Annotated in this window: 31 protein-coding genes; 12 read left to right on the plus strand and 19 right to left on the minus strand. The window is 41.2% G+C overall.

Annotation, left to right across the window (positions count from 1 at the left end):
* Positions 1 to 44: 44 nt before the first annotated feature.
* From KA713_13150 to KA713_13210, 13 genes are all read right to left on the minus strand, one after another.
* Positions 45 to 2672, minus strand: coding sequence for a carboxypeptidase-like regulatory domain-containing protein (locus tag KA713_13150; protein UXE65421.1), 2628 nt, complete (start codon positions 2670 to 2672; stop codon positions 45 to 47).
* Between the two features lie 76 nt (positions 2673 to 2748).
* Positions 2749 to 3333 (minus strand): nicotinate-nucleotide adenylyltransferase, encoded by a 585-nt coding sequence (locus KA713_13155; GenBank protein ID UXE65422.1) that lies wholly within the window; start codon positions 3331 to 3333, stop codon positions 2749 to 2751.
* Entirely contained in the window at positions 3330 to 3746 is a 417-nt protein-coding gene (locus KA713_13160; protein UXE65423.1) for a PIN domain nuclease, read from the minus strand. The genes KA713_13155 and KA713_13160 overlap by 4 nt, the downstream gene beginning before the upstream one ends.
* The gene (locus KA713_13165; protein UXE65424.1) at positions 3746 to 3991 is read right to left on the minus strand and encodes a hypothetical protein; all 246 of its coding nucleotides are present in this window, start codon (positions 3989 to 3991) and stop codon (positions 3746 to 3748) included. The genes KA713_13160 and KA713_13165 overlap by 1 nt, the downstream gene beginning before the upstream one ends.
* 61 nt (positions 3992 to 4052) lie before the next feature.
* Entirely contained in the window at positions 4053 to 4649 is a 597-nt protein-coding gene (gmk, locus tag KA713_13170; protein ID UXE65425.1) for a guanylate kinase, read from the minus strand.
* Positions 4649 to 4912 (minus strand): mycothiol system anti-sigma-R factor, encoded by a 264-nt coding sequence (gene rsrA / locus KA713_13175; protein UXE65426.1) that lies wholly within the window; start codon positions 4910 to 4912, stop codon positions 4649 to 4651. The genes gmk and rsrA overlap by 1 nt, the downstream gene beginning before the upstream one ends.
* Before the next feature lie 3 nt (positions 4913 to 4915).
* Positions 4916 to 5506 carry a sigma-70 family RNA polymerase sigma factor gene (locus tag KA713_13180; GenBank protein ID UXE65427.1) on the minus strand — a complete coding sequence of 197 codons (591 nt, stop codon included), beginning with the start codon at positions 5504 to 5506 and terminating at the stop codon, positions 4916 to 4918.
* 45 nt (positions 5507 to 5551) lie between these two features.
* The gene (locus tag KA713_13185; protein UXE65428.1) at positions 5552 to 6412 is read right to left on the minus strand and encodes a glycosyltransferase family 2 protein; all 861 of its coding nucleotides are present in this window, start codon (positions 6410 to 6412) and stop codon (positions 5552 to 5554) included.
* Positions 6413 to 6429: 17 nt separating this feature from the next.
* Entirely contained in the window at positions 6430 to 7116 is a 687-nt protein-coding gene (locus tag KA713_13190) for an FkbM family methyltransferase (GenBank protein ID UXE65429.1), read from the minus strand.
* Complete coding sequence (locus tag KA713_13195) at positions 7113 to 7763, minus strand: class I SAM-dependent methyltransferase (GenBank protein UXE65430.1); 651 nt, start codon at positions 7761 to 7763, stop codon at positions 7113 to 7115. Before KA713_13195 ends, KA713_13190 begins: the two co-directional genes overlap by 4 nt.
* Before the next feature lie 3 nt (positions 7764 to 7766).
* Positions 7767 to 8747, minus strand: coding sequence for a glycosyltransferase family 2 protein (locus tag KA713_13200; protein UXE65431.1), 981 nt, complete (start codon positions 8745 to 8747; stop codon positions 7767 to 7769).
* Positions 8748 to 8756: 9 nt separating this feature from the next.
* Complete coding sequence (locus KA713_13205; protein ID UXE65432.1) at positions 8757 to 9578, minus strand: hypothetical protein; 822 nt, start codon at positions 9576 to 9578, stop codon at positions 8757 to 8759.
* A 79-nt stretch (positions 9579 to 9657) separates the two neighbouring features.
* On the minus strand, positions 9658 to 11442 hold the full coding sequence (locus KA713_13210) for a glycosyltransferase (protein UXE65433.1): 1785 nt from the start codon (positions 11440 to 11442) through the stop codon (positions 9658 to 9660).
* 443 nt (positions 11443 to 11885) lie between these two features.
* Between KA713_13210 and KA713_13215 the strand changes: the two genes are divergently transcribed.
* Positions 11886 to 12590: a UMP kinase gene (locus KA713_13215; GenBank protein ID UXE65434.1), complete on the plus strand. Its 705-nt coding sequence runs from the start codon at positions 11886 to 11888 to the stop codon at positions 12588 to 12590.
* 17 nt (positions 12591 to 12607) lie between these two features.
* On the opposite strand, the gene KA713_13220 is transcribed toward KA713_13215, so the two are convergent.
* The 3 genes from KA713_13220 to KA713_13230 all read right to left on the minus strand — a co-directional run bounded on the left by KA713_13220 (position 12608) and on the right by KA713_13230 (position 14048).
* Positions 12608 to 13033: an AraC family transcriptional regulator gene (locus KA713_13220; GenBank protein ID UXE69127.1), complete on the minus strand. Its 426-nt coding sequence runs from the start codon at positions 13031 to 13033 to the stop codon at positions 12608 to 12610.
* 204 nt (positions 13034 to 13237) lie between these two features.
* Positions 13238 to 13447, minus strand: coding sequence for a hypothetical protein (locus KA713_13225; GenBank protein ID UXE65435.1), 210 nt, complete (start codon positions 13445 to 13447; stop codon positions 13238 to 13240).
* Positions 13448 to 13490: 43 nt separating this feature from the next.
* A complete protein-coding gene (locus tag KA713_13230; protein ID UXE65436.1) occupies positions 13491 to 14048 on the minus strand; it encodes a cupin domain-containing protein in 558 nt (185 codons plus the stop codon).
* A 186-nt stretch (positions 14049 to 14234) separates the two neighbouring features.
* On the opposite strand from KA713_13230, the gene frr reads away from it, so the two are divergent.
* Positions 14235 to 14789 (plus strand): ribosome recycling factor, encoded by a 555-nt coding sequence (gene frr, locus KA713_13235; protein ID UXE65437.1) that lies wholly within the window; start codon positions 14235 to 14237, stop codon positions 14787 to 14789.
* Between the two features lie 77 nt (positions 14790 to 14866).
* On the opposite strand, the gene metK is transcribed toward frr, so the two are convergent.
* From metK to KA713_13250, 3 genes are all read right to left on the minus strand, one after another.
* Complete coding sequence (gene metK / locus KA713_13240) at positions 14867 to 16120, minus strand: methionine adenosyltransferase (protein UXE65438.1); 1254 nt, start codon at positions 16118 to 16120, stop codon at positions 14867 to 14869.
* Positions 16121 to 16199: 79 nt separating this feature from the next.
* Positions 16200 to 16901 (minus strand): SAM-dependent methyltransferase, encoded by a 702-nt coding sequence (locus KA713_13245; GenBank protein ID UXE65439.1) that lies wholly within the window; start codon positions 16899 to 16901, stop codon positions 16200 to 16202.
* A 53-nt stretch (positions 16902 to 16954) separates the two neighbouring features.
* Positions 16955 to 17725, minus strand: coding sequence for an alpha/beta fold hydrolase (locus KA713_13250; GenBank protein UXE65440.1), 771 nt, complete (start codon positions 17723 to 17725; stop codon positions 16955 to 16957).
* Positions 17726 to 17923: 198 nt separating this feature from the next.
* On the opposite strand from KA713_13250, the gene KA713_13255 reads away from it, so the two are divergent.
* From KA713_13255 to KA713_13300, 10 genes are all read left to right on the plus strand, one after another.
* A complete protein-coding gene (locus tag KA713_13255) occupies positions 17924 to 18100 on the plus strand; it encodes a helix-turn-helix domain-containing protein (protein ID UXE69128.1) in 177 nt (58 codons plus the stop codon).
* A gap of 142 nt (positions 18101 to 18242) precedes the next feature.
* Positions 18243 to 18527, plus strand: a complete 285-nt coding sequence (locus KA713_13260; GenBank protein UXE65441.1) for a hypothetical protein — start codon at positions 18243 to 18245, stop codon at positions 18525 to 18527.
* 22 nt (positions 18528 to 18549) lie between these two features.
* A complete protein-coding gene (locus KA713_13265) occupies positions 18550 to 19260 on the plus strand; it encodes an esterase family protein (protein UXE65442.1) in 711 nt (236 codons plus the stop codon).
* 5 nt (positions 19261 to 19265) lie between these two features.
* Positions 19266 to 20210: an alpha/beta hydrolase gene (locus tag KA713_13270; protein UXE65443.1), complete on the plus strand. Its 945-nt coding sequence runs from the start codon at positions 19266 to 19268 to the stop codon at positions 20208 to 20210.
* Positions 20211 to 20216: 6 nt separating this feature from the next.
* Complete coding sequence (locus KA713_13275) at positions 20217 to 21263, plus strand: hypothetical protein (protein UXE65444.1); 1047 nt, start codon at positions 20217 to 20219, stop codon at positions 21261 to 21263.
* Between the two features lie 71 nt (positions 21264 to 21334).
* On the plus strand, positions 21335 to 22432 hold the full coding sequence (locus tag KA713_13280; protein ID UXE65445.1) for a carboxylate-amine ligase: 1098 nt from the start codon (positions 21335 to 21337) through the stop codon (positions 22430 to 22432).
* A 66-nt stretch (positions 22433 to 22498) separates the two neighbouring features.
* On the plus strand, positions 22499 to 23299 hold the full coding sequence (locus tag KA713_13285) for a homoserine O-succinyltransferase (protein ID UXE69129.1): 801 nt from the start codon (positions 22499 to 22501) through the stop codon (positions 23297 to 23299).
* Entirely contained in the window at positions 23296 to 24489 is a 1194-nt protein-coding gene (locus KA713_13290) for a hypothetical protein (GenBank protein UXE65446.1), read from the plus strand. Before KA713_13285 ends, KA713_13290 begins: the two co-directional genes overlap by 4 nt.
* A 41-nt stretch (positions 24490 to 24530) precedes the next feature.
* A complete protein-coding gene (locus KA713_13295; GenBank protein UXE65447.1) occupies positions 24531 to 25088 on the plus strand; it encodes a hypothetical protein in 558 nt (185 codons plus the stop codon).
* A 39-nt stretch (positions 25089 to 25127) separates the two neighbouring features.
* Positions 25128 to 26363 carry an insulinase family protein gene (locus KA713_13300; protein UXE65448.1) on the plus strand — a complete coding sequence of 412 codons (1236 nt, stop codon included), beginning with the start codon at positions 25128 to 25130 and terminating at the stop codon, positions 26361 to 26363.
* The last annotated feature ends 16 nt before the right edge of the window (positions 26364 to 26379 follow it).

Genomic DNA, 26379 nt, shown 5'->3' on the forward strand with positions numbered 1-26379 from the left:
CTGAATAAAATTGTATTGAATTGATAACTTAAACGATTGCTTCACTAGTCTCCGAAACTTACGCTCAGGTTAGAGCTAATGCCTATCCGGAAACCATAATCAATATACGAACCATTTTGGAAAGCAACTGCCCCTTCTAATCTAAATATGCGCAAGATGCCATCAAGCCCATAACCGACTTCGGTATAATTACCTGATTTTGGGGTGGCCAAATAGTTGACAAAGAAATTTTCTTGCACACCCATTAAACGAATGAAGGGAATGCGTGTAATCAAAAACTTTCGCAAGTGGTAATGAGCGTTTACACTCAAGTATTGATCACGGGTGCTGTAAAGATAATAATCCATCAAGCGGAAGCTGCCCACCGGATCGGTGGTAATAATAGGAGTGCGATTACCCAAAAAATGCTGATAATCCATAAAGAAAATTTTATCAGCATTGAAAAACTTGCCAGCCTTTACGTTTACATCCAATGTGCCGCGGATTCCAAATTTTACTTGCTGACGTGCACCAATCTCCAATTGATCAAAACTTACTTCGCTTCCCAGTAAGCCATCAAAGCCTTTGCGATAATCTAGTGTAAGTAACGGTGATGAATTTTGAATGCGAATTTTATTGCCGTTGCGAATCCTAAACTTCTGCCACGGCCTGGCTTCTAACCCAACCGAACCAATGAATGCCGTATTGTTGGCAAAAGAAGTAGAAGCATTCTCTAAGTTGATTGGAGCGTTTTCAGTGTATTTTTCTTTGCTGCCGCTGAAAAAAGTATAATTCGATTTGTTGAAAAGTTCGTAGCGCTTCGCCCACGTAAATTGTGAATGGAAGGTAAATTTTTCATCGAAACGTTGTCGGTACTTGAGATCAACAAAATCTTGCTCATAAATTTTCATCCAATTTTCACCAACAAAAAGCGAAGTAGCGGTATTGACGAATGAATGAATGGGTTCGTTGGGGTTATATTGTTGAATATAGGTACCACCCTCTAGTGTAATTCTTTTTTTAGCATCTCTAAATTCCACTCGCAACTTGCCGCTTAGTTTTTCGCGTGCAAAAGCATAACGTGCTATGGGGCTAATCTCCAATCGCGATGTTTTTCTTTTGGTAGTATCTCTCGGGTCTTTTACCGTCCATCGTTTGTACAGGCTAGTACGGTAGATTAGATTAAAGCCTTCCACCGTGTTGAATCCACCGTATGGGAAATGGATTCTAAAATCAGACGTTTTAGAAACTTTGTAGGTATCGCCAACTAATAAATCCGTAAGCTGAAATCCCTTCTTGCCTTTTTTGTTTCGAAGCGTATCGCCTTCATCTCGTTGCTTTTGAACTACCGACATGCTATCGTTTACTTGATAGCCTCGCTCTTCTTGTTTTGAAAGAGCCGCAGGCCGAATATCAGCCCAGAAAGTAGAGTCTTTTTTATAAGCGGCCGAGTCAACGGTATATTTGCTTTCAAAAACCACATCAGGTTCTTTGGTTTCCTTTTGTTCTAGCTTTTCGTATTCACGAACCATTTGCCGAAGCTCTTTATTGGTTACTTCTTTCCCAGAAGCCAAGCGCTCTTGTAACTGTTGATCTTTCTTACTGAATTTTTTTTCAATTTTTTTGGCCTGTTCTTTTTCAATTTTTTCGTCAATTACTTTCATTTCGGCTACTACCATATCCGGATTCAATTTGATTTTGTAATCTTTTGTGGTGGCCAGGTAGTTATAGTAAAAATCAAAGCCAAAGACTTTTCCTTCCACATCAAACTGCTGTGAAATCGGCATCCACGCTTTGTCTTCAATCGGGTTGTAGATTTGGCGGATACGCGCTTTGATCCCCAGCTTGATGGTTTTTAAATCTAAGCTGTGTATGCTCCACCAATCTTCCACAATAAAAATTACTCCTTCAAATACATTGTCACCTTTAGAGCGAGGCGTAACTTTTATTTTGCTCACTTCGTATTGCCCTTCTTTGAACGAGCCCATATATTCAAACTTGTAGTATGAAAAAGCGGATGGCGCCAACGGAGTAACCACTTCCGCTATGTCGGGTTCGTAAAAGCTACCCAACACATATTGATTAGGGGATGTGTTGCGGTCTTTGCCGTTGGTGTACACGGCAATTACTTTTTCTTCATATTTTTTTGGTCGCGTGTACTTGATTTCGCTTACCGATTCTGAAATAAACAAACGGTCTTTGGTTATTCCTTCCTTCTCGAGTGCCTTTTTAGCAAGCCAAGGGTAATCTCTCAGCTGCCCTTTACCTTTGATGTAAACCTTTGCCGTATAGCTATCAAGTTGTTGTGTATGGTATTTTGCTTTCGCGATAGCTTTGCGCATAATGGTGTACGCAGGGTCTTCTTTGCCAGCTTTGATTACCACATTCTGCAAAACAATAACTTGGGTTTTTAATACAATTTTTAATTCGGTGAAGCCCTCGCCTACTGTTATCTTTTGCTGTTGAGTTTCGTAGCCCAAATATTGAAAGAGGACATCGTATTGGCCGGGTGGAAGCGATAATTCGAATTTGCCCTCCAGATCAGTGGCCGCACCGTTGGATATTTGCTTGACAAAAATACTTGCAAATGCCAGGGCTGTTCCGTCATCTCCTTTAATAGTCCCCCTTATTCCGCCAGCGAAGGAAGAAAAGGAAATGGTTATCAAAACCAAATTGAGTAGGTGTCTTTTCATAGGTAAAAAGTAAATATAAGCTAAGACGCTAAGAGTCTGGTTTAAGTTGCAAACAGGGCAGATTAACCTTATAATTTTACTTATAAAAATCCTTCAACCGAATGATTGCTTCCACCGCTTCAGGAACGAGGTAGCGAATGGATTTATTGTTCTTGATCGATTCACGGATGTAAGTAGCAGAAATATCAAGCAAAGGGGCGTCCACCATTTTTACATGGGCATGACGCTTTAAGTCAGAATTTGTTACATGTGGCCGTGGATAAACATATAAGCCATATTGATTCAATATCTGCTCGTGGTTTTTCCATTTGGCAAAGCTTTCGAGGTTGTCTTCGCCAATGATTACTTTAAAATCCTTGTCGGGATGTTTTTCGGTGAGGTATGCCAGCGTGTGAATCGTGTAGCTTGGTTTGGGCAAATGAAACTCAACATCCGATACCTCAATTTTATAATGGTCGGCTACGGCTGCCTTGGCCATGTCGTACCGATCAAACTCATGAAGAAGACCTTTACTGGGCTTTAGGGGATTTTGAGGAGAAACAATCAGCCAAACTTTTTTCAGGTCGACATTCTCAGCCATAATATTGGCAATAATCAAATGACCGATATGGATGGGATTAAAGGAACCAAAGAAGAGACCGATTTTTTGCCGTTGATTCATCTCTCAATTGTCGAGAGGAACTGAGCCGGAGTCAAAACAGGAATTGATGAGGACTTGAAATCTTTGGTGTTTCTGGTAATAATCGCTTTAATATCTTTCACCATCATCGCACTGAAATATTGCAACCCATCTTCAAAATCCAAAAAGTCAGAAGCTACGACCTGCTTGAAGAAGATAGATTCAAGATCAATAACATGTATCCAGTCTAGGAATCGCCCAACAATAGCGAATGAATCTTGCTTATGTTTAGCAGCGAAATAGGCAACTATAGATAAAGTAAGAGCCGAAATATGGATGTCAATCTTACCCATATCCTTTAATGCAAATATGGACTCCGCATCTTTAATAAATTCAGTCCGGTTAAGTGCGAGATCGAGAACTACATTGGTATCTAAAAATACTTGAGGGACCATTACTTATGCTTTTCCATAAGATATCTATATCTCTCTTCACGATAATCAAAGTCGTTGGGTGCTTTTCCAAGTATTCCCTTCAATTCCATAACCGAAGATCTCTTTTCATCTAATGGTTTTGTGGGTGTTAACTTCTGTAGATACTCTTCAACTACTGATGACAGACTAATACCTTTTTCAATAGCGTATTTTTTAGCCTTTTGAATTACTTTGCTATCCAGCGTAAGTGTCAGTTTTGCATTCATGGTTTTTAGAAAAGAAATTATAGACAGTAAAATTGCAAAATTATAGCAGAAAATTCAAGATTTAGCCTCTAAATGAATCATACAATCGTTGCGCTTCTGCGAGCGAAGTGGAGAGATCCTGATTTAAAAGCACCACATCAAACTTATCCTGAAAGGTCATTTCAAATTTGGCTTTGAATAATCTGCGCGATAAACTTTCTTCTGATTCGGTGCCACGGTCTTTTAATCTTACCTCCAACGCCTCTAACGAGGGTACTTTTACAAATATTGCAAGAGCTTTATCGCCAAAATATTTTTTTAGGTTGATGCCGCCTTTTACATCTACATCAAAGATTACGTTTTTGCCTTCTTGCCAAATGCGCTCTATTTCTGATTTAAGGGTGCCATAGAAGTTGCCCGCATATACCTCCTCCCATTCGATAAACTCGTTATTGTCAATTTTTTCCTTGAACTCATCGGGCGAAAGAAAGTAATAATCCTTTCCATCTGTTTCGGTTCGGCCGCGTTTGTCGCGTGTGGAGGCAGATATTGAAAATCCTAAATCTGAATTGTTTTCTAAAAGGTGTTTTACGATGGTGGTTTTTCCGGAGCCAGAAGGGGCCGAAAAAATAATGGCCTTACCACCTTTTGGGGACGTCTCGGTAGGTGAGCCTGCCATTAGATTGCTTTTTGGGCTAGCTGCGCTTTAATCTGTTCGACCAAATCAGCAGGTGCCTCTCCTCCGCAGCATTTGCTTTGCAATAATTGTTTAATAGCAATTTCCAAATCGTATGATTTGTAGCACGGCATGCAAAAACCCATGTGCTCCTTGAAATATTCTTTTTGCTCATCGGTTGCTTCTCCATCCAAAATGGTTTGCAACATTTCTCTACAATTTGGCTTGGCCGCATTGTGGGAGGCAAATGGATTTGATTGATTCATACGCTATGCATTTTTATAGCCCATCGATTTGGCATACTCACTTAATTTCTCTTTCAACAAATTACGAGCACGGTGCAACCTACTGCGCACGGTGCCAATGGGTATATCCAATATCTTGGCCATTTCTTCGTACTTAAAACCCTCCAAATCGCACAAAATAATCACGGTTTTAAAATCAATCTCCAACGAGTTAAGCGCGTTAGAAATTTCATCACCCATCATGTCTTTCAGCGCTTCTACGCGCAAGTCGGGTGTTATTTGCCGGTTTACATCTTCCGAGTTGTAATACGTTTCAACTTCTTGATAATCTACTTTGTTTGGCTCTTTGCTCTTTTTGCGATAATCGTTAATGAAACTGTTTTTCAAGATGCGAAACAGCCATGCCTTTGCATTAGTTCCTTTTTGGAATGATTCTATAAAACGAAATGCTTTTAAGTAGGTATCTTGCACCAAGTCTTTGGCATCGTCCCTGTCAAGTGTAAGTCGATAGCCGAAGTTGTACATGGAATTGATATGGGGAAGAAATTCGTTATTGAATATCTCTCCTTTCTCTTTGTCGCTGTAGGATTGCTTGGGGCTTTCTTCAAATTCCATGAGGCCACAAAAATAGTCAAGAACAGGGAGACTAGGCGGCTAAACTTAAATGATTTTATAGTTTTTGTATTCGCCTATGCGGAAGCCAATAAGGCGTTTTATTCTCTCTTTAAGCGAATAATTCTTTTTGGAAACATCAAAGTCAAATTTCCAATTTTTTTCACTAATCCGCCTGGCCATCACGGAGGGGTGGGTGTCAAGGAAAAGCGCCAATGAATCTATTTGGCTATAGTCAAATTCCGCTGCCTTTGCCACATGTTCATCTACCCATTTGTCATCGTGGTAGAAACTACTAAAAGTACGTTGTTTATGCTGCATTGCACGAGGATCGCGTACCCAGCCATAGTGATAGATGTAAGCATCGATTAATTTTACACTCAGTTTCTTATTGGGTTCCTTCCGGAACCCTTGTGCATCGCGATAGGAGAAAATGCTCTTGTCGTTTCTGACGATTCGAATTTCCCTGCGGTACCAATTCCATGATTCTCCGACATAGTCATATGATCCGTAAAAGTGCTTATAGTGAAAAAGTAATCCATCAATGGCTCGATTCTCTTTGTACTCGGTCATTGCCTGACGAATGGTGTCGTAATACTTTTCATGTACAACCTCATCGGCTTGTATGTAGAAACACCAATCGGCATCAGCACTTATCGCTTGAAATGCTTTGTCTGTTTCTACCGCCAATACGCGGCCACCCTCGCGAAGGGTATCATCCCAAACGGTGTGGATGATTCTAATTTTAGAGGAGTTGATGGCCTGGATTAAATCAAGCGTATTGTCTTCACAATTTCCAACTGCAACAATAAACTCATCGCAAAGTGGCAGCACAGAAGTAATGGCCTCTACAATTGGGTAGTCGTATTTAACTGCATTTCGAACAATGGTGAAGCCAGCAACTTTCATTTAACTTCAATTGTAAACTACTTTTTCTTGAAAACCCGTTTGAACTTTTTCCATCTGATCTTTGCTTCAGACAAAACCGTTTCTAATTGATCGCTCACGGATGGCTTACCCAATTCATTTTTCATAAAAACAGTATCGCTTGCGTCTTTAAACCAGAGGCTATATCGGTTGTCAATCATCCATTGGGTAATTTCCTTGATAAATGGGTTAGTATAGTATTTGCCATGTGTTTCAACAGAAATAACTTTTGGCCTACTCTTCAAATGGTTGATCACATGCCACTCTCCCCCTTCAATATCCACGCTCAAAAGGTCGATGTCTCCCTTATCTATTTCTGAGAAGACCACGCAATTTACTGCAAAGCTATTGTCCATATCAACTTTGTACTTATCGTTCACAATGGCCGGGCTTGACTTAAGTTCGGAGATAAATGTGGATGCGGCAGCGCGCGATAGACGAACCGTACCAGAGCTGGACCAAACCGCCACGGGAAAAATGGTCACGTTGTGTTGTTTGAAATAGTCTTCGAGAATACTCACCGTTTTCGGATCAGCTTCTACCAGGCTTGCCCTTCGTCCCTCTTTGATAAAATCAATAATGTTGGATGTTTGAGGAAGGTAGACCCCCCCTTCGCACGCATGGTCAATTGAAATATTCCTTGACTTTATCTTTCGATAAATTTTTTTTTTCTCTTTGTCGTTCATTTTGGTCTCGCGATGGTAGCAAATTGTAGGTAACGAATATCCCAGAAACTTCCTAAGAAGAATAGGTTCCAGATGAATGGACGAATTGATTTGGTTGGGTTAATGCCTTCCATCTTCACCACTTCATAACCATTCGACTCAAACATTTTTCGAATGCTTCGATAGGTGAAAAAACGAAAATGGGTTTTGTCCATAATTCCACTATCGGTGTAATCCCAATTCTTATTAAAAAAGTAATCAAACAGATTTCTGAAGTACCGGATATTTGGAATAGAGCTGATCATGACGCCTTCCTTTTTCAGTTTATGCCTCAGTTTACTAATGACAGTATATGGGTCGATCAGGTGCTCGAGTACATCATTACAGATAATCACATCAAAGTAGTTGTCAGGCAAACGGGTCAGCTGTTCGGCTACATCCCCCACTAGAACTTTTGTCATTCTTTTTTGTGCAATGTCGGCTTGTTCTTTTTCGTATTCGATACCCCAAACCTCTAAAACCCCTCGTGATAAAAGTAATTCAGCAAAATTTCCATCACCGCAGCCGATCTCTAAGGCGACCCTCGCTTCAGTGGGTACAAACGGGAGCATTTCCTTGCGCACCACATTGAAATAGATTTCCGGTTTGGTCTTAATGTCGAAACTCATTTTCTATATCTTAATTACCTTTTGCTCGTCAAGTTCTGAACAGATATCTTCTACTATTCTTTCTAACGGCTTTAAAGGTGCGTTAGAAATTGATAAAAGCCTTTGCTTTGATTTTTTTATTTCTGATCTTTTTCCAAGGTAATTAAAAAATGCAATATGGTATTTCCAGCGAAATACTACCGCTTGTATAACGAGAGTTATTGCTTGCCTTGAGTACCAAATCAATTTTGATTGCGCATTCAAATGTAAGGAATGAAAAATAAGCTTATTCCGCTGTGTCGTTATCCAAATTCTTCTTTTTTTATTGAACTTGTTAATCGTGGTAGAGGCTGGATGTCGGCAAACAGCACTGTGTTCATAATAGCACCTCCAGCCCAGTCTCCAGGCACGCATAGACAAGTCGGTATCCTCATAATAAAAAGGAGCAAAAATTTCATCAAAACCGCCTAGTGAGTTTAATTTCCTTCTATCGACTAATGCGCCTCCGCCTGAAACAAAAAGGGTTGCTACCAACGCAGATGGTTTGTCGACATAGAAATTGAATGGTTGAATTTTTTTTGATCCTAACAGCAACGGGTACTTACCGGCATCTTGTATTTTTTCATCATTTAACCCAATGAAGCGGCCACTAACGCCAAAGGTATCTGGGAGGTCGAAATACGGAAACAGATGCTCAAAATAGTCGGGTAGCAGTGAAACATCAGTGTTTAACAATAGGACAAGTTCCTTTGTCGCTAGCTCTATTCCGCTATTTATTGTTGGTGAAAATCCACGATTTGTTTTTTGGGCAACAACCTTAACGTCATTAAAATTTTCTTTTAAAAATATGACTGACTCATCTGTCGAAGCATCATCGGCAACGATTACTTCATGGTCAACTCCGGCTTTCTGAAGCGCAGTATATACAGAAGGCAGGTTTGCTGCCAGCAAATCTCTTCCATTATAGTTGGGAAGTACTACCGAAATCGATTTTTTGATATTCAACGCGAATAACTAGTTTAGTGGGTGGATGTACTCTTGCAGTTTACTCTTGTTGTTGCGAATGTACTCGGGGAAGGTTTCATCGATTTCTTTAAAACGGCACTGAATATCTTGGCCAAATACGCTTTTGCCATTTTCGATGAGTTCCTTTATTCTGTCAGGGCTCTTGAATTCATCTTTGTTGAATTCGTCATGGCCAAAAGATTCAATTTTATAGATAATCTTATCTACACCACCCAATGACGTAAAATGCCATCCGGCATCTTCAATTACTTTATTCCCCTTATACTTATGTATTTCTCTAAGTACCCGAAGCTTTTTCACACTTTTGAAGTTTTTGTATTGAGTCATTACCGACCCATACCACCATGCGGGCTCCTCCAAGTTGAGGACATCAACTTCTATGCAATTCAAAAAATAGTGATAGATCCTTTGTTGGAAAATGGTTACACCCACATTCTTTTTGTGTTGTAATAGAAATTTAGGCTTGGGAATTTCATCCACGTCAGAAAAAATGATCACGTCATCTGGACTACAATCTGTCAATGCCTGTTTTACTTGATCTTTTTGGTGATGATCATAATCCATCGCCTTTGGAATTTTAAAGCGCGAGAAAAAAGTAGGATACTTATCTACAATGACGTGTCTTATTTTGTGATGGAATTTCTCGAATCTATTTTTGTTTTCGCTATAGTAAAGGGGTTTTGGTTTTTTTTGAAATGTTTTGGTGGCTTCAACCAACACAAAAACATCCACAACTGGATCCAGTTCGTTTAGCCGGATTTCTAGAAGGTCCAGCTCGTTAAAAAAAGAAAAGCAATCATAAATTTTCATCCAACTCTAACTTTTTAGGATCGAAGAGATCATTATACAATAGATTATGTACGGATTGGCTCTCGCAATAACCATTAAGCTATACTATTGCTGGGGTTGAACTGTGTTCTCCGACCGATTCTTTTCGTTGCGAGGCTAATAGAATACGAGATGCAACTTGTGATACAGTGATCATTCGTATACAGGCGCAGTCACCACTTTTCTTACAGTCCGAACAATCTTTGTCAGCAACAAAATACGTAGCATTCGTACCTATGGGCCCCCATCGCCCGGGGTGTATCGGTCTTATTGGTGGGAATAAACCAATACAAAATTTTCCAAGCGCTGCCGCCAGATGAAGGACCCCAGTGCCGGACGCAACTAACCCATCGACTTTGCTGATGAAAGAACTCATTTCTTCCAGTGAAAACTTTCCCATAACATTTTGAACACCCTCAGCCGTTAACAGCTCAGGCAGCTCTTTTTTAATGCTAAGCTCTTCTTCTTTTAATCCCGTAATAAAAAACGAGAAACGTTCTTTCGGCAATTGTTTAATCAGCGCGTGGTAATTGTCAAGACCCCATTCTCTTCCATTTCCTTTTGATTTTGGGTGAATGATTAAGTTAAACTTGTAGGGATGAAGTAGCCCCTTAAATTTTGGCTCAGGTGTAATTCCGTAGAGTTCTCGAATTTGGGATAGATCTAAATCGGTATTATAACGAAAAGGCCTAAGTAGCTTAAAGTTTAATTGGCTTTCGTGTAAATCTGATTTAACGCGACTGAAATTAACGAGGTGATTACAATAAACCCAATTGAACCAGCGATGACTAGTGGAAACTCGATTCGGAATACCAGACCTTTTTGCAATGCGACTTAACTTATAGTCTGGATAAACAAATATAATGGTTTCAATATTTAGCTTTTTAAAAAAAATAGGGTTATTGAGGATCTCTTGCTGATCTAGAAAAACATCAATGTGAATAGATTGCTCAATTACCGCTTTGGTATATTTTTTTCCAATGAAATAAATCTTGCTATCTGGAATCAAGCGCTTAAGATATCCGGCTATAGGTAACGTAAGAATTACATCTCCTAAATTATCTGTCCTGCTAATGACTATATTTTTTCCAATTAACCGCTGTTGGTTGGCCTCATACAATTTGGCGTACTTATAAAATACATGGTTTCCTTCGGCTGCTGCCACCATTAGGCCTTCAAAGCCATCTAAAAAGCCACGTTTAATCAAATAACTTTTTATAAATGCAAACCAAGAATGCCCCAAGATTTTAAGTACAGAGCTATTCTTTTTACCAGTGCTCTCATCTCTATATATACTTGAATAAGATTGAATTTTTGTCAACGTTTCAACAGAATCTTGGTAGGCCGTGTGCATTAAATCGCCTTCAAGATGAATAATTTTAGAACCACCTTGAAGCAAGACCTTATCGTGAGGATTTTCTCCGCCCCAAATGCCTTTTTGCCTATCCCACAACCTTATCTTCCTGTCAGGATACCAGCTTCCATGTTTAATCCATTTTCCACCATAACTAGAAAGCCGATTCATTCGATAGGCAGATGCATTCCAATTTAATTTAACTGCCCTTATGGATTGCAATAACTTCTGCGACAGATACTCGTCCGCATCCAACGATAGCACATGGTCAAAAGCAGCTTGACTTAACGCGAAGTTTTTTTGCTGAATGTGCCCTTCAAAGGGATGCTCTATAAAACGGACGTTTTTTTCGAGGCAGATTCTTTTTGTGTTGTCTTTAGAAAAGGAATCAACCACCACAATTTCATCGGCCACAGTTTTTACGGAATCGATGCAGCGACCAATGTTTTTCTCTTCGTTATACGTGATGATGACAACGCTTAGCTTTACCATGTAGGACAAATTCAATCAGCAAGTTAATGCCAATCGCAGAAATAAAAAACCCTACAAAAGTGGAATCGTCCATTTAGGAAATTGCAGTTTAAAATTTCTGGCTTACCAACTTTTATCAAACGCCATAAAGTCTTGCACCGTGGGAACAAGACCTTATGGATATTTGATTTTTATCGTTTCGCCAACGCAACGCTTGACTTTAGCAGAATAATAAACTCTGCGCAGTAAACATCTTTGTCAAGCCCCCGCGCTCCTTTTGCCAGTAACTCAACATCCGTTCCAGAGAAGATATTGGCCATTGGTCGATTCCATAAGTCCACGGAATATTTTTCCGGCTACTATGAGTGCTATAAATGGTCGTTGAAAAAAAACAAGGCTGAAATCCCACTAAATTTTGAAAAAAACCTAGCATATTTGCTCAGTTAAAGCCACCCAAATCCCTCATGAAATACAAACGAATTGTTCTTAAACTAAGCGGAGAAGCCCTGATGGGTTCTAAAAACAGCAACATCGACCCGGCCGTGCTTGAGCAGTATTCTGCCGAAATCAAAGAAATAAGGGATATGGGAGTGCAGGTGGCCATTGTAATAGGAGGGGGAAATATTTTTAGGGGAGGCCAGGCCGAGGCGTTGGGCATCGACCGGGTGCAGGGCGACTACATGGGTATGCTGGCCACGGTTATCAATGCCATGGCTTTGCAAAGTGCGTTGGAGCGTCACGGCATGTACACCCGCTTGATGGCTGGTATAAAAATGGAGCAAGTGTGTGAGCCTTTTATCAGACGCAGGGCCATCCGACACTTAGAAAAAAACAGGATCGTGATTTTTGGCGCAGGCATTGGCAATCCATATTTCACCACCGATTCTACCGCCAGCTTACGTGCGATTGAAATCCAAGCCGATGTAGTATTAAAAGGAACACGGGTGGATGGAGTTTATACTAAAGATCCTGAAAAATTCCCCGATGCGGTAAGGTACAAGACATTAAGCTTTCAAGAAGCGTACGAAAAAAACCTGAACATCATGGATATGACAGCCTTTACCCTCTGCCAAGAAAATAAGTTGCCGATTATCGTATTTGACATGAATAGGAAGGGCAATTTGATGAAGATTGTAAAAGGTGAAGAAGCAGGTACTTTAATTAGCTAATCTGGCAGTTCATTTTGTCAACCTCCTGAGTAATAGTTTTCAGATAGGCCAAATTCTCGCTCGGGGGCTTTGTTTTCCACATCGTGAAAGGCAACGGGTGTAAGACCTGTAAATGATTTATAGTCGCGCACCAAGTGTTGATAATCGTGGTATCCACATTCGATGGCTACGCGTAACCAATCATAGTGGGTAAATTTATTTTTATAACGAAAGGCACGATCAAAGCGAGCAATGCGTAAGTAGAGTTTCGGATTTACACCAGTTTGCTCTTTAAAAATTCGCTCAAATTGTTTTGGGCTTAGGCAAGCTTGGTCGGCTAGCCAGTCCACTGAGGGTATTTCGTGCTGTTGCGAAAGGTAAGCGAACAATGATGCCATCGACCGATGGTTTTTTCGTTGTTTTTTGGCAAGGGAAATTACAAACTGCTCTACAATACCAATCATTTGGTCATAACCCTTAGCGAAATGGAGTTGCTCGTTTACGAGGTTCAATTCTGTTGAGAAGATCTCTTCTGCGTGCAAATAACGGTTGGTAAACTCTTTAGCCGGAGTGCCCAACAACGAGGCCAATGCACCAGGATGAAAGATAATTTGCACGACCAAGAAGTGGTGGCCAATATAGCGATGCGTTACCTCTGTTTGCTGTCCCTAAAATACAACGGGCAAATTTTCAATCACTTTTCCATTCGAGAGATACTTCACTTTCTCCCGATCAAACGGATAGAACGCCAAACAGTGCTCGGGTCGAGGTGGGTAGGCTTTAAATGGAACCAGTTGATTTTTATCAAATACTAAATGGACAATGCGATAGACTTGAACGAAGTCTTTTACTTGAACAGACGGTATGAAGTCGCGCAATATCAAGCCATCGAAGTTAGAAACAGGAAGGTACTACATTTTCTTAGAGCGTTAATGGCGGCCCCACACTTTTCATTCCGTGCTCGGCATGGATGCGATCCATTTCTGCTTTGGTTGGCATTTGCTTAAGACCATTTAAGGTGATGAAGAATTCTTCCATCTTGCCTGCCGGTTGTAAAAAGTAGATGAGTTTACCCACCTCTGTTAATTGAATCCAAGTATGGGCGATGCCGCGCGGTAAAAAAATGGTTTGCCCTTGGTTCAATTCGTGAGTTTCTTCTCCTACTACAAATCGAAACCTTCCCTCTGTCACGGTAAAAATTTCATCCTGATAGAGGTGAATATGCAGCGAGGGACCGGTTTTTTCTATTCCGCGGTATTCGAAAACGGAAAGCTGGCCACCGGTATCTTTCGAGGAGATTTTGAGATCGTTATGATTTACTCCTTTAAACAGGATAACATCACCAAAACGAGATTTGGCCTCGTCTACAATAAAAGGTTTGGAAGCAGACCTTTTACCTTTTTTTCCGGTGAATGGTTCGGCCAAGGCAAGAATGGGCGAAAAAGCGAAGCCTGTCAATAAAAATTGTTTACGATTCATAGGATTTAATTTTTCTGAAAGGTGAGCGATTAATTGGCGGGCTAAGTGGTAAAAAATAGACATTCTTAGAAGTGCCCGTGGTTATTTTATTTTTTGATTAACCCAGGGCATTTGTAAAAATTGAGACCAACATATAAAAATGCGGAAGAAAAAATCGTAATTCGTGCCCAGTAAATTGATTGCATTATGGAAGAAATTGAATTATACCTAGACGAGGCCAAGGATCAAATGAACAAGGCGATCAACCATGTATCGCTAGAGCTGACCAAAATTCGCGCAGGCAAAGCTAATCCTTCTATGTTGGATGGCATTATGGTTTCATATTATGGAGCGATGAGCCCATTGCAACAAGTTTCATCGATGACCACTCCCGATGCGCGCACCATTTTTATCAAGCCGTGGGAGAAAAGCCTTATTCAAGAAATTGAAAAATCCATTATTAATGCCAACCTGGGGCTTACCCCACAAAACGATGGTCAGCAGATAATCATAAACATACCCATGCTGACGGAGGAACGCAGAAAACAATTGGTAAAGCAGGTGAGCCAAGAATGTGAACACGGCAAAGTGAGCATCCGCAGTATTCGGAAAGACACCAATGAGAGTTTGAAGAAAATAAAAGGTGTTTCAGAAGATGATGTGAAAAATGCCGAAGAGAAAGTGCAGAAACTTACCGATGAATTTATTTTAAAGATTGACAATCTCCTTAAAAAGAAAGAGGCGGAGATTATGACGGTTTAAACTTTCCAAAGCCTAAAAATCAATTAGCCCATGTGACTCTCATCGCATGGGCTAATTTTGTTTCAAGTATTAGGCTACTAAATCTTAAACGCCTTCTTCAAGCTTTCTACATAGTCCAATTTCTCCCAGGGGAACAATTCAACTTTAACTCTCTTTTCTGTTTTCTTTCCTTTATTGAAAACTTTCTCTACAATCTTTGACTCGCGGCCCATGTGGCCATACGCTGCTGTTTCAGAGTAGATAGGGGTACGTAATTTAAAACGCTCTTCAATAAAGTAAGGGCGCATATCAAAGACCTTCTCGATCTTCTTCGCAATTTCCCCATCAGTCAAATTTACCTTTGCTGTGCCGTAAGTGTTTACATACAAACCAACGGGCTTGGCCACACCAATCGCGTAAGCAACCTGCACCAATACCTCATCACAGATTCCAGCCGCCACCAAGTTTTTTGCAATGTGGCGTGTGGCATAGGCTGCTGACCGATCCACTTTAGAAGGATCTTTGCCTGAGAAGGCGCCACCACCGTGTGCACCTTTGCCACCGTAGGTGTCTACAATAATTTTTCTACCCGTCAAGCCAGTGTCGCCATGCGGGCCACCGATCACAAACTTGCCGGTAGGATTTATAAAGTATTTAATTTCTGTATTGAAAAGTTTTTGCACACGCTTTGGCAATTTTTTCATGATGCGTGGCACCAAGATGTTGATCATGTCATCCTTGATTTTTTTCAACATGGCCGCGTCCTTATCAAAGTCGTCATGCTGGGTAGAAATCACAATCGCGTCAATACGCTGTGGTTTGTTATCATCGCTGTATTCAATCGTCACTTGCGATTTTGCATCGGGGCGCAAGTAGGTCATTACTTTTCCTTCTCTACGGATCACGGAAAGTTCACGCAATAATAAATGGGCCAACTCCAGCGGAAGTGGCATATAGTTGTCCGTTTCGTTGGTGGCATAGCCAAACATCATACCTTGGTCGCCAGCGCCTTGGTCTTCTTTTTTCTTGCGCTCCACACCTTGGTTAATGTCTGATGATTGTTCGTGAATGGCTGAGAAAATGCCGCAGCTATTGGCTTCGAACATGTATTCACTTTTGGTATAACCTATTTTACGAATCACCTCACGGGCAATGTCTTGCACATCTAGATAGGCTTCTGACTTTACTTCACCCGCCAAAACTACTTGGCCAGTGGTGACGAGCGTTTCGCACGCCACTTTTGAGTTGGCATCATAAGCCAAAAAATAATCGATAAGAGCGTCAGAGATTTGATCCGCTACTTTATCAGGGTGGCCTTCAGAAACGGATTCAGAGGTGAATAGGTATGCCATGTTGCTTTTTTGTTTTTGTATTAGGGCGCAAAAATAGGTTAAAGAAATTAAACCAAAAAGCCTCTTTTATGTATTTACTTTAACCCAAAAAACTAAATACAGCGGGTTCTTTGAGCAATGCGGGTTTGTTTTTTTTCCACTGACCAACCGATTTGGTTTGAATGAATTCATGTATGCCCGTTACATCAAGCGCAATCGATAGCTGTGTTTCATTCTTGAGCGAATTCAACAAATGGTCGAGCACTTGATTGTTACGATACGGGGTCTCGATAAAAAGTTGCGTTTGTTTTTTTTGCTGCGATTCTTTCTCCAATTCTTTGATTGTCTTTACAGCCTCTTTTGCATCGATAGGCAAGTAACCATGAAAAGCAAAACGTTGTCCATTCAGCCCACTCGCCATAAGCGCTAGCAAAATGGACGAAGGCCCTACCAGTGGTACTACCTGAATGCCGTGTTGATGGGCATACGCCACTGCCAGCGCTCCAGGGTCAGCTACACCGGGGCACCCCGATTCGGAAATTACCCCAACATTTTTTCCTTCCAACAAAGGCTTCATCAATTCAACTAGCCCTACTTGAGTGGTGTCTTTGTTCAGTACCTCAAATTGTAAACTCTCAATCCGCTCATAAATTTTCAATCCGCTTAAAAACCTTCTAGCTGTGCGCACATCTTCTGCTAGGAAATATTGAAGGGATGGTAGGGCTTCTAGTACACTCGGTGGAATAACCTGTTGAGTGCCTTCAGCAATCAGGTTAGGTATAAGAAAGAGTTTTCCATTCATTTAGAAAGGAGTTAGGATATTGGAGTTAGGAGACACCGAATACCAAACACTGACTATCGCTCTCTACTTTCTAGAGACCTCAACACCAACTCCACAAACCCCTTCGGGTCTTCGGCTTGCACCCAATGGCCAGTGTTCAATGTTTCTATTTTTGCCTGTGGAAAATAGCTGGTTATCAATTGGTCATCGCCAGGTTTAAAGTAATTGGATTTAGCGCCTTTGACAAATAAGGTTGACTTATCAAATATGCCCTCGTATTGCATGCCGGCACCAATCTCTTCAATATGTGTCTCGATGGCAGCTAAATTTATTTTCCAAATAAACCTACCCTCGCTATCGCGCGATAAGTTTTTAAGTAAGAATTGGCGGACGTCCGCTTCGTCTACATATTCTGCTAAAATTGCTTCGGCCTCGTTTCTTGATTGAATGCTGGACAGTGGTATGGCTGCTAGTCCGTCCAAAATATGATCGTGATGAACAGGGTATGCTTTGGGTGCGATATCTACCACAATTAATTTCTCAATGGTGTTTGGGTTTTTAATGGCCAAATTCATGGCCGTTTTGCCGCCCATCGAGTGACCAATAACGATTGGATTGACAATGGTATTCTCACTCATGAATGCTTCTAAATCTTCCGTCAGTAGTTTATAATTGAAATCATCTGAGTGGGGTGATTGCCCGTGGTTGCGCTGGTCAATAGTGTATACCGTGTACTTTTCTGCAAAGACTTTGGAGAGCGAGTACCAATTATCAGAAGAGCCGAACAGCCCATGCAAAATCAGCAATGGTTGTCCGTGGCCCGCTTGGCGGAAGAATAATTTCATGGCGCGAAGATAGTAAAGAAATAAGTCGGGCTAATTTGAATATTCAATCACCAATAGCATTGTCTAAGTTCAAATAATAAGTGCAGCACAATAGGTTGAAAGAAAGGAGAATTTCTCCCCCTTTCAATTGGCCAAGTTAATTAAACTTGTGTTGCAATGACAAAATATAAACAACTTGGCCAAGAATAAAGGTATGTAATTGGCAGACTTTTAAAAGCGGGCAAAACGCACGAGGAGATGGCCACGGCTGTTGGTTGCCATAAATCTACTATCAGTCGGGAATTAAAGAGGAACACTCGTAATGTGGCAGTGAGGCAAAATTGTACAGGCCTGAGAAGACTCAAAGAAAACAAATGTTACCAAAGTCACACTTAAGCAAGTGAAGAGAGTAGAAAAAATGATCAATGAAAGACCTGCAAGAAAATTTAACTATCAAACCCCAATGATGTATTTTTACAAAAATTAAAAGTTGCACTTATTAATTGAACACAGCAGTTTAGGAATATAAAGAATTGAAATGATTGGAAGCGAAGAGATTAGTTTTCAGAAGTTTAAAATCACACTAAGATATGGCATTACGTGGGAACAATTATTATTCTTTTCATTGATCTATGGTGCCATTATCTTTATTCCTTATTTAGATGCAACTAATTATTTGATTCCGACAATAGCAATAATCACCTGCGTCATTCATGCGCTTTTGATAATAATAGACATGAATAATTCTGAAAATAAGTTTATCGAATATTTTGAATCCGTACTCAATTATGAAAAAATAAAAAGGGTTCAAGAAACCCATTAAAAGGAAAACAACATTTTAAACTATGCCCCACGAACACTTACACCGCTGGTATTCTCCTAAACTCAGTCGCGATATTGAAGTATTGGCCTTTGGCCATCGAGGTTATCCAGTCATTCTATTCCCCACCTCCATGGGGCGGTTTTATGAAAACAAAGATTTTAAGTTGATTGAAAGCGCGAACTGGTATTTGGACAATGGCTTTATCAAAATCTATTGCCCCGATGGCATTGACTCACTGAGCTGGTACAACAAAGGCATTCATCCAGCCGACCGTGTACGAAATCATATTTGGTATGACGAGATGTTGTTGAATGAATTGATTCCGCTGGCGCAAAACGAAACAGGAGTATCGCGTGTGGCCACTGCTGGTTGCAGCTTTGGCGGCTATCACGCCTCCAACTTTGGTTTCAAACATCCGGAAGTGGTTAAATACATTTTCAACATGGGCGCTGCTTTCGATATCAAAGATCAGCTAGACGGATATTATGATGATAATGTATACTTCAACAACCCACCCGATTTTTTAGAGAATGCCAACAATCCTGCTCTTTGGGATCAATATATTGTGCTGGGCACTGGCACCAACGATATGTGTTGGGATGCCAATGAAAAAATGGCGGCCATCCTTCGAAAAAAGGGAATGCACCACTGGCTGGATGTGCGCCCCGGTGCCAACCACGATTGGCCTGTATGGCGCGAGATGTTTCCACATTATTTGTCCTTGATAAAGTAAAAAGTGTGCGAAAACATCGAAATTCATTTGTATTCATTTGTTCATTTGCGGCAATCTTTTCTCTTCACTTTCAAACTTCATTTGCAAAAATCAATATTCATCAATCCGTAACAATCGGAGGCATCCAACAATGGATTGAAATCAAAAGCGAGAAAGACGACAATCCTGTTTTGCTTTTTCTTCATGGAGGCCCCGGCAATTCGGCCATGGGTTATGCGCACAAGTTTACTTCCGAACTTCGAAAGCATTTTATAGTAGTGCTGTGGGATCAGCGCGAAACGGGAAATACGTTGCGCCTTAATACAACCAACCAACCTCTTTCGCTTTCGCTGATGGAATCGGATGTAAAGGAGATGACAGATTACGTATGCACTCGATTTTCAAAAAAGAAAATCTATCTCATGGGTCACTCGTGGGGCGGTTTTTTGGCGTTGCGCATGGCCGCACGGTATCCAGAAGAGGTAGCGGCCAGTTTGGCCATCAGCCCTATGATTGACCAACTCGCGAGTGAAAAACTTTCGTTGGAATGGATGCGAGCCCAAGCAAAAAAATCAAACAACCTTCCAGCTATTGCCGAACTATCACAAATAAAAGTACCGTTTGAAAATACCAGCCAAATCTATTGGCACAGGCATTGGTTGGCTATTTTTACCGGAAATCGGCCACCGAACAAAATCTATGTAGAACAGTGGGCCACGAGGTGGTTGAGTGCATTCAATGAAGCCTCTGCTATCAACTTTAGAACTAACACTCCTTCGTTTGGTTGCCCAGTTTACCTGTTTATTGGTGAAAAAGACTACCAAACCCACTTTAGCATTGCCCAAGACTACATTACTTCATTAAAAGCAGAAAAAAAGGAGCTGTTTTGGTTTAAAAATTCAGGGCATAATCTTAATCTTACAGAACCGAAGAAATTACAAGCGATTATCATTTCACTTACCCATAATTAACCCCGTATGAAAAAAATAGGAATACTACACGGCATGGAACGTTCGTTTCCCGAGGCTTTTGTTGAACGTGTCAATAAGGCTGGCCTGAAAGATATCAAAGCCGAACCTGTAATAATTGACATGGTGGCGCAAGGCCAAAGTGATGAATATGCCGTCATCATTGACCGAATTTCGCAAGATGTTCCGTTTTATAGGGCGTTTTTAAAGAACGCGGCCAGCACGGGTACAGCTGTCATCAACAATCCATTTTGGTGGAGTGCAGATGAAAAGTTTTTTAACAATGCCTTGGCCGTAAAAATTGGAGTGCCCGTTCCGAAAACGGTTATCCTCCCATCGCACGAACGCCCTACCGACACCAGCGATTCTTCTTTTTCGAATTTGAAGTTTCCGTTGAGTTGGGAAAAAATATTCGATCACATCGGTTTCCCTGCATACATGAAGCCGCATGCTGGTGGCGGATGGAAAAGTGTGTACAAACTCAATAATATGGATGATTTCTTTAAGTCCTATAGCGAAACAGGTCAACTGGTGATGATGCTTCAAGAAGAAATTATTTTTGAGGACTACTTCCGTTGCTACTGCTTGGGAGGCAAGTATGTGCGCATCATGCAATACGAGCCACGCAACCCTCACCACCTACGTTATCAAAGCAACAATGGCCCCGCTTCTGAAAAGTTATTGAAAAAAGTACACGACTATGTGTTGCAATTATGCCATTCCTTAGGGTACGATTTCAATACTGTGGAGATGGCCGTGCGCAACGGCATTCCTTACGCCATTGATTTTTGCAATCCAGCACCCGATGCCGAAGTAACTTCAGTAGGGCAAGAGAATTTTGAATGGGTAGTCGAGCACGCCACCAAAATGGCCATCGAGCGGGCACAGATGCAAAAGCCTGGTCAAGATAATTTGACTTGGGGCACATTTGTAAGAGATGGTGTAACTAACTTCCAAAAAAATACCAGGCCGGTAAATTCAGAAACAACAGAAGAAAAACCAAAGGAATCAAAACCAAAAATAGAAAAGGCAACAAGGGCTAAGTCAAAAAAGTAATGCTCAAAGTGCTTGCTAAACCCATTAATGCTTAATCTGTGAATCTGTGGAAAAAAAAGTAAATAATAGTAATGGAAAAGTTTACACTTGGCGTTGAAGAAGAGTACATGGTGATTGACCCAGAGACCCGGGAGTTAAAATCGCACGATCAAAAAATTGTCGAGCTAGCGTCAAAGTCGTTTAACGACCAAGTGAAAGCGGAGATGCACCAAGCCGTGGTAGAGGTAGGCACGGGCATTTGCACGGATACCGAGCAGGCTCGGAAAGAAATCTCACAATTGCGCAGGCACGTAGCCGAGGTAGCTGCGAGTTTGGGTTTGCGAATCGGTGCTTCGGGCACGCACCCCTTCTCGCACTGGAGCAAGCAGTTGATTACGCCTAACCCGCGCTACGATGCCATCGTGAACGAAATGCAAGAAGCGGCACGCTCCAATTTAATTTTTGGATTGCATGTGCACGTGGGCATCAAAGACAAAGACATGGCCATTCACATCATGAATACCGTGCGATACTTTTTGCCACATGTGTATGCGTTGTCTTCCAACTCACCTTTTTGGGAAGGCCGCAACACCGGTTTCAAGTCCTTCCGAACAAAAGTGTTTGACAAATTTCCACGCACGGGCATCCCCGATGCATTCAATAGTTGGGATGAGTTTAAGAATTATGTGAACCTGCTCATCAAAACCAATTGTATTGATAACGCTAAAAAAATTTGGTGGGATGTGCGCGTACATCCATTCTTTGACACAATCGAATTCCGGATTTGCGATGTGCCCATGCGTGTGGAGGAAAGCATTGCCATCACGGCTATCTTTCAAGCCTTGGTAGTGAAGTTGTACAAATTGCGAATGGAAAACATGAGCTTCATCATGTACAGTCGAGCGCTGATCAATGAAAACAAATGGCGCGCCTCACGCTATGGACTGGATGGCCGTTTAATCGATTTCGGTATCCAACAAGATAAAGATACGCGTGATCTGATTCGCGAGTTATTGGAATTTATTGACGATGTGGTGGACGAACTGGGTAGTCGCAACGCTATTCAATATGTTCATAAAATTTTGCATGAAGGCACTGGTGCCGACAGACAATTGGCTGTTTTCGCCCATACCGGAAGTTTAGAGCGCGTGGTGGATTATATCGTTGAGCAAACCGTGCATGGTGTATAAATTTTATTGACTAGCATCTCCATAACCTTGAAAGAAAATCAAAATCTAAAACTCGCTATTCTGGACATGTACGAAGGCATGCCGAATGAAGGCATGCGAAGCATTCGTCAATTAGTAGAAGAATTGGGGGCCGATCTTCATATACCCTTGCACTATCAGGTTTTTCAAACTCGCCTCAACGGTGAAATACCAGACTTGAGTTTCGATGCCTTTATTTCAAGCGGTGGACCCGGCAGCCCGTTGGATAGTGAAGGCTCTTATTGGGAAAGAAAATATTTTGGATTGATGGATCAGCTTCATCATTACAACCAAGAAAACCCAACAACAAAAAAGCATGTATTATTGATCTGCCACTCGTTTCAAATTTATTGTCGCTACTACGAGTATGGTATGGTTTCCAAACGCAAGTCTACTTCATTTGGGGTAATGCCCATGCACAAAACGTTAGAAGGTCATCACGATCCGCTTCTTCGCTCGTTGGGTGATCCTTTTTGGGCGGTTGATTCGCGCGACTATCAGATTACGGAACCAAATGTTGAAAAGATAAAAGAAAGAGGAGGTGCTATTTTATGTATTGAAAAATACAGGCCCACCGTAGAGTTGGAGCGGGCGGTAATGGCTGTACGTTTTGATGAAGCTTTTTTTGGCACACAGTTCCACCCCGAGGCAGATGCCGTGGGTATGCGCATGTACTTGCTTCGTGAAGACAAAAAAGAATTGGTAATCGAAAAGCACGGTGAGAAAAAATATTGGGAAATGCTAGATCACCTAAACGACCCTGATAAAATCATGCAGACCAACCGAGCCGTCTTACCACGATTTTTAATGATGGCTTTTCATCATCGGTTAAACGCTGTAGCGATATGATTGCACTGGCACGCGAACATTTCAACAAACAATTCTCGGAAGAGAAATACCAACAATTTTTACAATCGCTAAATGCCGAATACAACTACACCATTCCCTTTCGCGTAGCGGAGACGCCTGTTTTTGTTGGTGCCGAATTTAGAGACAAGCTTTTCAAGGCATCGGACGAAATAATCGATGTTTTGGTCCGGCCAGATTATCGAAAATTAATGGAGAAGGCTTTGCCCGCTCATCTTAGTGTTCCGCGCGAAACGAACCACACACTTTTCCTCGCACTTGATTTTGCTGTTTGTTCAGAAGTCAATCACGAACTTGTTCCTCGCTTGATTGAACTGCAAGGATTTCCTTCGTTGTTTGGCTATCAAGATTTTTTAGGGAATAAATTTCGCGAGCATTACAACATCGATTCATCCTATCACTTTCATTTTGGAAGAGATTCGCAATCGTACTGGCAGTTGATGAAAAAAGTAATCGTGGGCAATCATTTACCAGAAAATGTAGTCTTGCTGGAAATTGATCCCCTGAAGCAAAATACCACTATCGATTTTTTGATTACTCAAAAACATTTGGGCATTCATTTGCTTCACATTGGCGATGTAATCGTTCGCGGAAAAAAGCTATTCTATAAAAAAGAATCCAAAGAAATTCCTATCCATCGAATTTATAATAGAGTCATCTTTGATGAACTGGTTCAACGAAAAGACCTACCAACACAATTTCACCTTACGGAAGATGTGGATGTGGAATGGGCCGGTCACCCCAACTGGTTTTTTAAAATCAGCAAATACACCATGCCTTTTTTAAAATCGGAAGCAGTTCCAGCATCAAGGTTTTTAAGTGAGTTTAATTCCTATCCAACAGATTTAGAAAATTACGTGCTGAAGCCACTCTTCTCGTTTTCGGGTAGTGGCGTTATTTTTAACGTGACACAAAAGGATGTAGATGCCGTGCCTGAACAGGAGCGTTCAAATTTTATGCTTCAACGCAAAGTACATTACGAACCGATTGTACAAGCCACTGATGGATTTGTGAAGGCTGAAATTCGTTTGCTTTACATTTGGGAAGAAGGCAAGCCACGCCCCGAACTCGTCACCAACTTAGCAAGACTTAGCAGAGGCGAAATGATTGGTGTAAAATATAACAAGAATAAAACGTGGGTGGGCGGAACCGTGTGCTTTTTTGAGCAGTAACAGATTCCGTCATTTTCAATTGATTCACTTTCAAAATACGGATGTCCTCTCATCATTTTGTAAAAGAAGACCAGGAACCTGCACTAATCATTGCCTCGGTCACGCATCAAACATTTGAAAAGATAAAACCTTTGTTGGAATGGAGCCCAAGAATAATTGTCCACTACGCTACCCTCGATTCGATATTGAATTGGGGTATCAAATTTGATGGCGTAATTTGCACCGCTGCCTTGAAATCATCCTTTGAAAAAAAATTAGCCAAATACGAACCATTGGAGTGGTTTATTTATTCAACAAGCTTTTTGCAAGAAACCATAGCGGAAGTGATGACCCGAAATATAGCAGCGGTTCAAATAATGGATGCACAGGAAGATTATCCGTTAGCCGAACTTGAAAGGTTAAAGATTCATTCATTCACACTGTTGACCGACTCGGTACGGTGGTCGTTGATCAAAAGCAAAAAATGGCGCAAATGGTTGCCCGCCAACAGTTTGATCCATGTTTATGTTGCTGGTAAAACTGAAACAATTTCTACGGCCAAAGCAGATTCACTTTCCATTGAAAAAGAAACTATTTTTTGGATTGGCGAACCATACTAATATGGGTTAATCCAAAAACTACCCGTATTTTTGATCTCCATGATTGCTTATACTGAATTTACTTTGGCCAACGGATTAAAAGTGATTGTTCACGAAGATCCCTCTGTGCAAATTGCGGTGCTCAACATTTTGTATGATGTTGGTTCGCGAGATGAAGACCCGAGCAAAACAGGCTTTGCTCATTTGTTTGAACATTTAATGTTTGGAGGCTCTAAAAACATTCCCAGCTATGACGAGCCCCTTCAACTGGTAGGTGGAGAAAATAATGCCTTTACCAGCACAGACATCACCAATTATTATTTAACCGTTCCTGCTGCCAACATTGAAACAGGTTTTTGGTTGGAGAGTGACCGTATGATGAGTCTTTCTTTTGACCCAACGGTGTTGGAAGTGCAGCGCAAGGTGGTGATTGAAGAATTTAAACAGCGCTACTTAAATCAACCTTACGGTGATGTTTGGCTAAAACTTCGACCGCTTACATACACCACCCATCCTTACAAGTGGGCCACCATCGGTAAAGAAATTAGCCATATTGAAAACGCTACGCTAGATGATGTCCGTGATTTTTTCTTTTCCCATTACTTGCCAAACAATGCTGTGTTGGTAGTAGCGGGGAATGTTAAAGTAGATCATGTAAAGAAGCTAGCAGAGAAATATTTTGCGCCCATTCCTGCAGGAAAAAAACCAACACGCAAATTGCCGCAAGAGCCGCTGCAACAAAAGAAGAGAATCTTATCTGTTGAAGCCAAAGTTCCTGCCAACGCCCTTTACAAAACATGGCACATGAGCGGTCGGTTCAATAACGATTATTATGCCTCCGATTTTATTAGCGATATGCTCAGTCGTGGGCAATCGAGCAGATTGTATCAGCACTTGGTAAAAGAAAAAGAAATATTCACGTCCATTTCATCTTTTATAATGGGCACGGTAGACCCTGGGCTGATGGTAGTGAGTGGCCGGGTGAAGGAAGGCATTTCTTTACAAGATGCCGAAGGAGAATTAGAACATGTGATTGAAGATTTTAAAAATACGGTAAGTGAACAAGAGCTTGAAAAAGTGAAAAATCAAGCCGCGGCCACATTGGCATTTGGCGAAGTAGAAGTACTGAACCGCGCTATGAATTTGGCATTTGCTTCCCTTTCGGGAGATGCGGGATTGGTAAATCGAGAGAGTTCAATTATTGAATCGGTTAAGCTCGAGGATGTTCAAAAAATTGCGAAAGAAATAATACGAGAAGATAATTCGAGCGTGATGTACTATCAAGCTTTGAGCTAAACAAAAAAAAGTTGCC

Source organism: Chryseotalea sp. WA131a (assembly GCA_025370075.1).
Lineage (GTDB): Bacteria > Bacteroidota > Bacteroidia > Cytophagales > Cyclobacteriaceae > ELB16-189.

What these genes read in the sequence shown, in the direction of transcription:
- KA713_13150 (UXE65421.1), bottom strand. Translation starts at nt 2,672, where the DNA reads ATGAAAAGACACCTACTCAATTTGGTTTTGATAACCATTTCCTTTTCT.
- KA713_13155 (UXE65422.1), bottom strand. Translation starts at nt 3,333, where the DNA reads ATGAATCAACGGCAAAAAATCGGTCTCTTCTTTGGTTCCTTTAATCCC.
- KA713_13160 (UXE65423.1), bottom strand. Translation starts at nt 3,746, where the DNA reads ATGGTCCCTCAAGTATTTTTAGATACCAATGTAGTTCTCGATCTCGCA.
- KA713_13165 (UXE65424.1), bottom strand. Translation starts at nt 3,991, where the DNA reads ATGAATGCAAAACTGACACTTACGCTGGATAGCAAAGTAATTCAAAAG.
- gmk (UXE65425.1), bottom strand. Translation starts at nt 4,649, where the DNA reads ATGGCAGGCTCACCTACCGAGACGTCCCCAAAAGGTGGTAAGGCCATT.
- rsrA (UXE65426.1), bottom strand. Translation starts at nt 4,912, where the DNA reads ATGAATCAATCAAATCCATTTGCCTCCCACAATGCGGCCAAGCCAAAT.
- KA713_13180 (UXE65427.1), bottom strand. Translation starts at nt 5,506, where the DNA reads ATGGAATTTGAAGAAAGCCCCAAGCAATCCTACAGCGACAAAGAGAAA.
- KA713_13185 (UXE65428.1), bottom strand. Translation starts at nt 6,412, where the DNA reads ATGAAAGTTGCTGGCTTCACCATTGTTCGAAATGCAGTTAAATACGAC.
- KA713_13190 (UXE65429.1), bottom strand. Translation starts at nt 7,116, where the DNA reads ATGAACGACAAAGAGAAAAAAAAAATTTATCGAAAGATAAAGTCAAGG.
- KA713_13195 (UXE65430.1), bottom strand. Translation starts at nt 7,763, where the DNA reads ATGAGTTTCGACATTAAGACCAAACCGGAAATCTATTTCAATGTGGTG.
- KA713_13205 (UXE65432.1), bottom strand. Translation starts at nt 9,578, where the DNA reads ATGAAAATTTATGATTGCTTTTCTTTTTTTAACGAGCTGGACCTTCTA.
- KA713_13210 (UXE65433.1), bottom strand. Translation starts at nt 11,442, where the DNA reads ATGGTAAAGCTAAGCGTTGTCATCATCACGTATAACGAAGAGAAAAAC.
- KA713_13215 (UXE65434.1), top strand. Translation starts at nt 11,886, where the DNA reads ATGAAATACAAACGAATTGTTCTTAAACTAAGCGGAGAAGCCCTGATG.
- KA713_13220 (UXE69127.1), bottom strand. Translation starts at nt 13,033, where the DNA reads ATGATTGGTATTGTAGAGCAGTTTGTAATTTCCCTTGCCAAAAAACAA.
- KA713_13230 (UXE65436.1), bottom strand. Translation starts at nt 14,048, where the DNA reads ATGAATCGTAAACAATTTTTATTGACAGGCTTCGCTTTTTCGCCCATT.
- frr (UXE65437.1), top strand. Translation starts at nt 14,235, where the DNA reads ATGGAAGAAATTGAATTATACCTAGACGAGGCCAAGGATCAAATGAAC.
- metK (UXE65438.1), bottom strand. Translation starts at nt 16,120, where the DNA reads ATGGCATACCTATTCACCTCTGAATCCGTTTCTGAAGGCCACCCTGAT.
- KA713_13245 (UXE65439.1), bottom strand. Translation starts at nt 16,901, where the DNA reads ATGAATGGAAAACTCTTTCTTATACCTAACCTGATTGCTGAAGGCACT.
- KA713_13250 (UXE65440.1), bottom strand. Translation starts at nt 17,725, where the DNA reads ATGAAATTATTCTTCCGCCAAGCGGGCCACGGACAACCATTGCTGATT.
- KA713_13260 (UXE65441.1), top strand. Translation starts at nt 18,243, where the DNA reads ATGATTGGAAGCGAAGAGATTAGTTTTCAGAAGTTTAAAATCACACTA.
- KA713_13265 (UXE65442.1), top strand. Translation starts at nt 18,550, where the DNA reads ATGCCCCACGAACACTTACACCGCTGGTATTCTCCTAAACTCAGTCGC.
- KA713_13275 (UXE65444.1), top strand. Translation starts at nt 20,217, where the DNA reads ATGAAAAAAATAGGAATACTACACGGCATGGAACGTTCGTTTCCCGAG.
- KA713_13280 (UXE65445.1), top strand. Translation starts at nt 21,335, where the DNA reads ATGGAAAAGTTTACACTTGGCGTTGAAGAAGAGTACATGGTGATTGAC.
- KA713_13285 (UXE69129.1), top strand. Translation starts at nt 22,499, where the DNA reads ATGTACGAAGGCATGCCGAATGAAGGCATGCGAAGCATTCGTCAATTA.
- KA713_13290 (UXE65446.1), top strand. Translation starts at nt 23,296, where the DNA reads ATGATTGCACTGGCACGCGAACATTTCAACAAACAATTCTCGGAAGAG.
- KA713_13295 (UXE65447.1), top strand. Translation starts at nt 24,531, where the DNA reads ATGTCCTCTCATCATTTTGTAAAAGAAGACCAGGAACCTGCACTAATC.
- KA713_13300 (UXE65448.1), top strand. Translation starts at nt 25,128, where the DNA reads ATGATTGCTTATACTGAATTTACTTTGGCCAACGGATTAAAAGTGATT.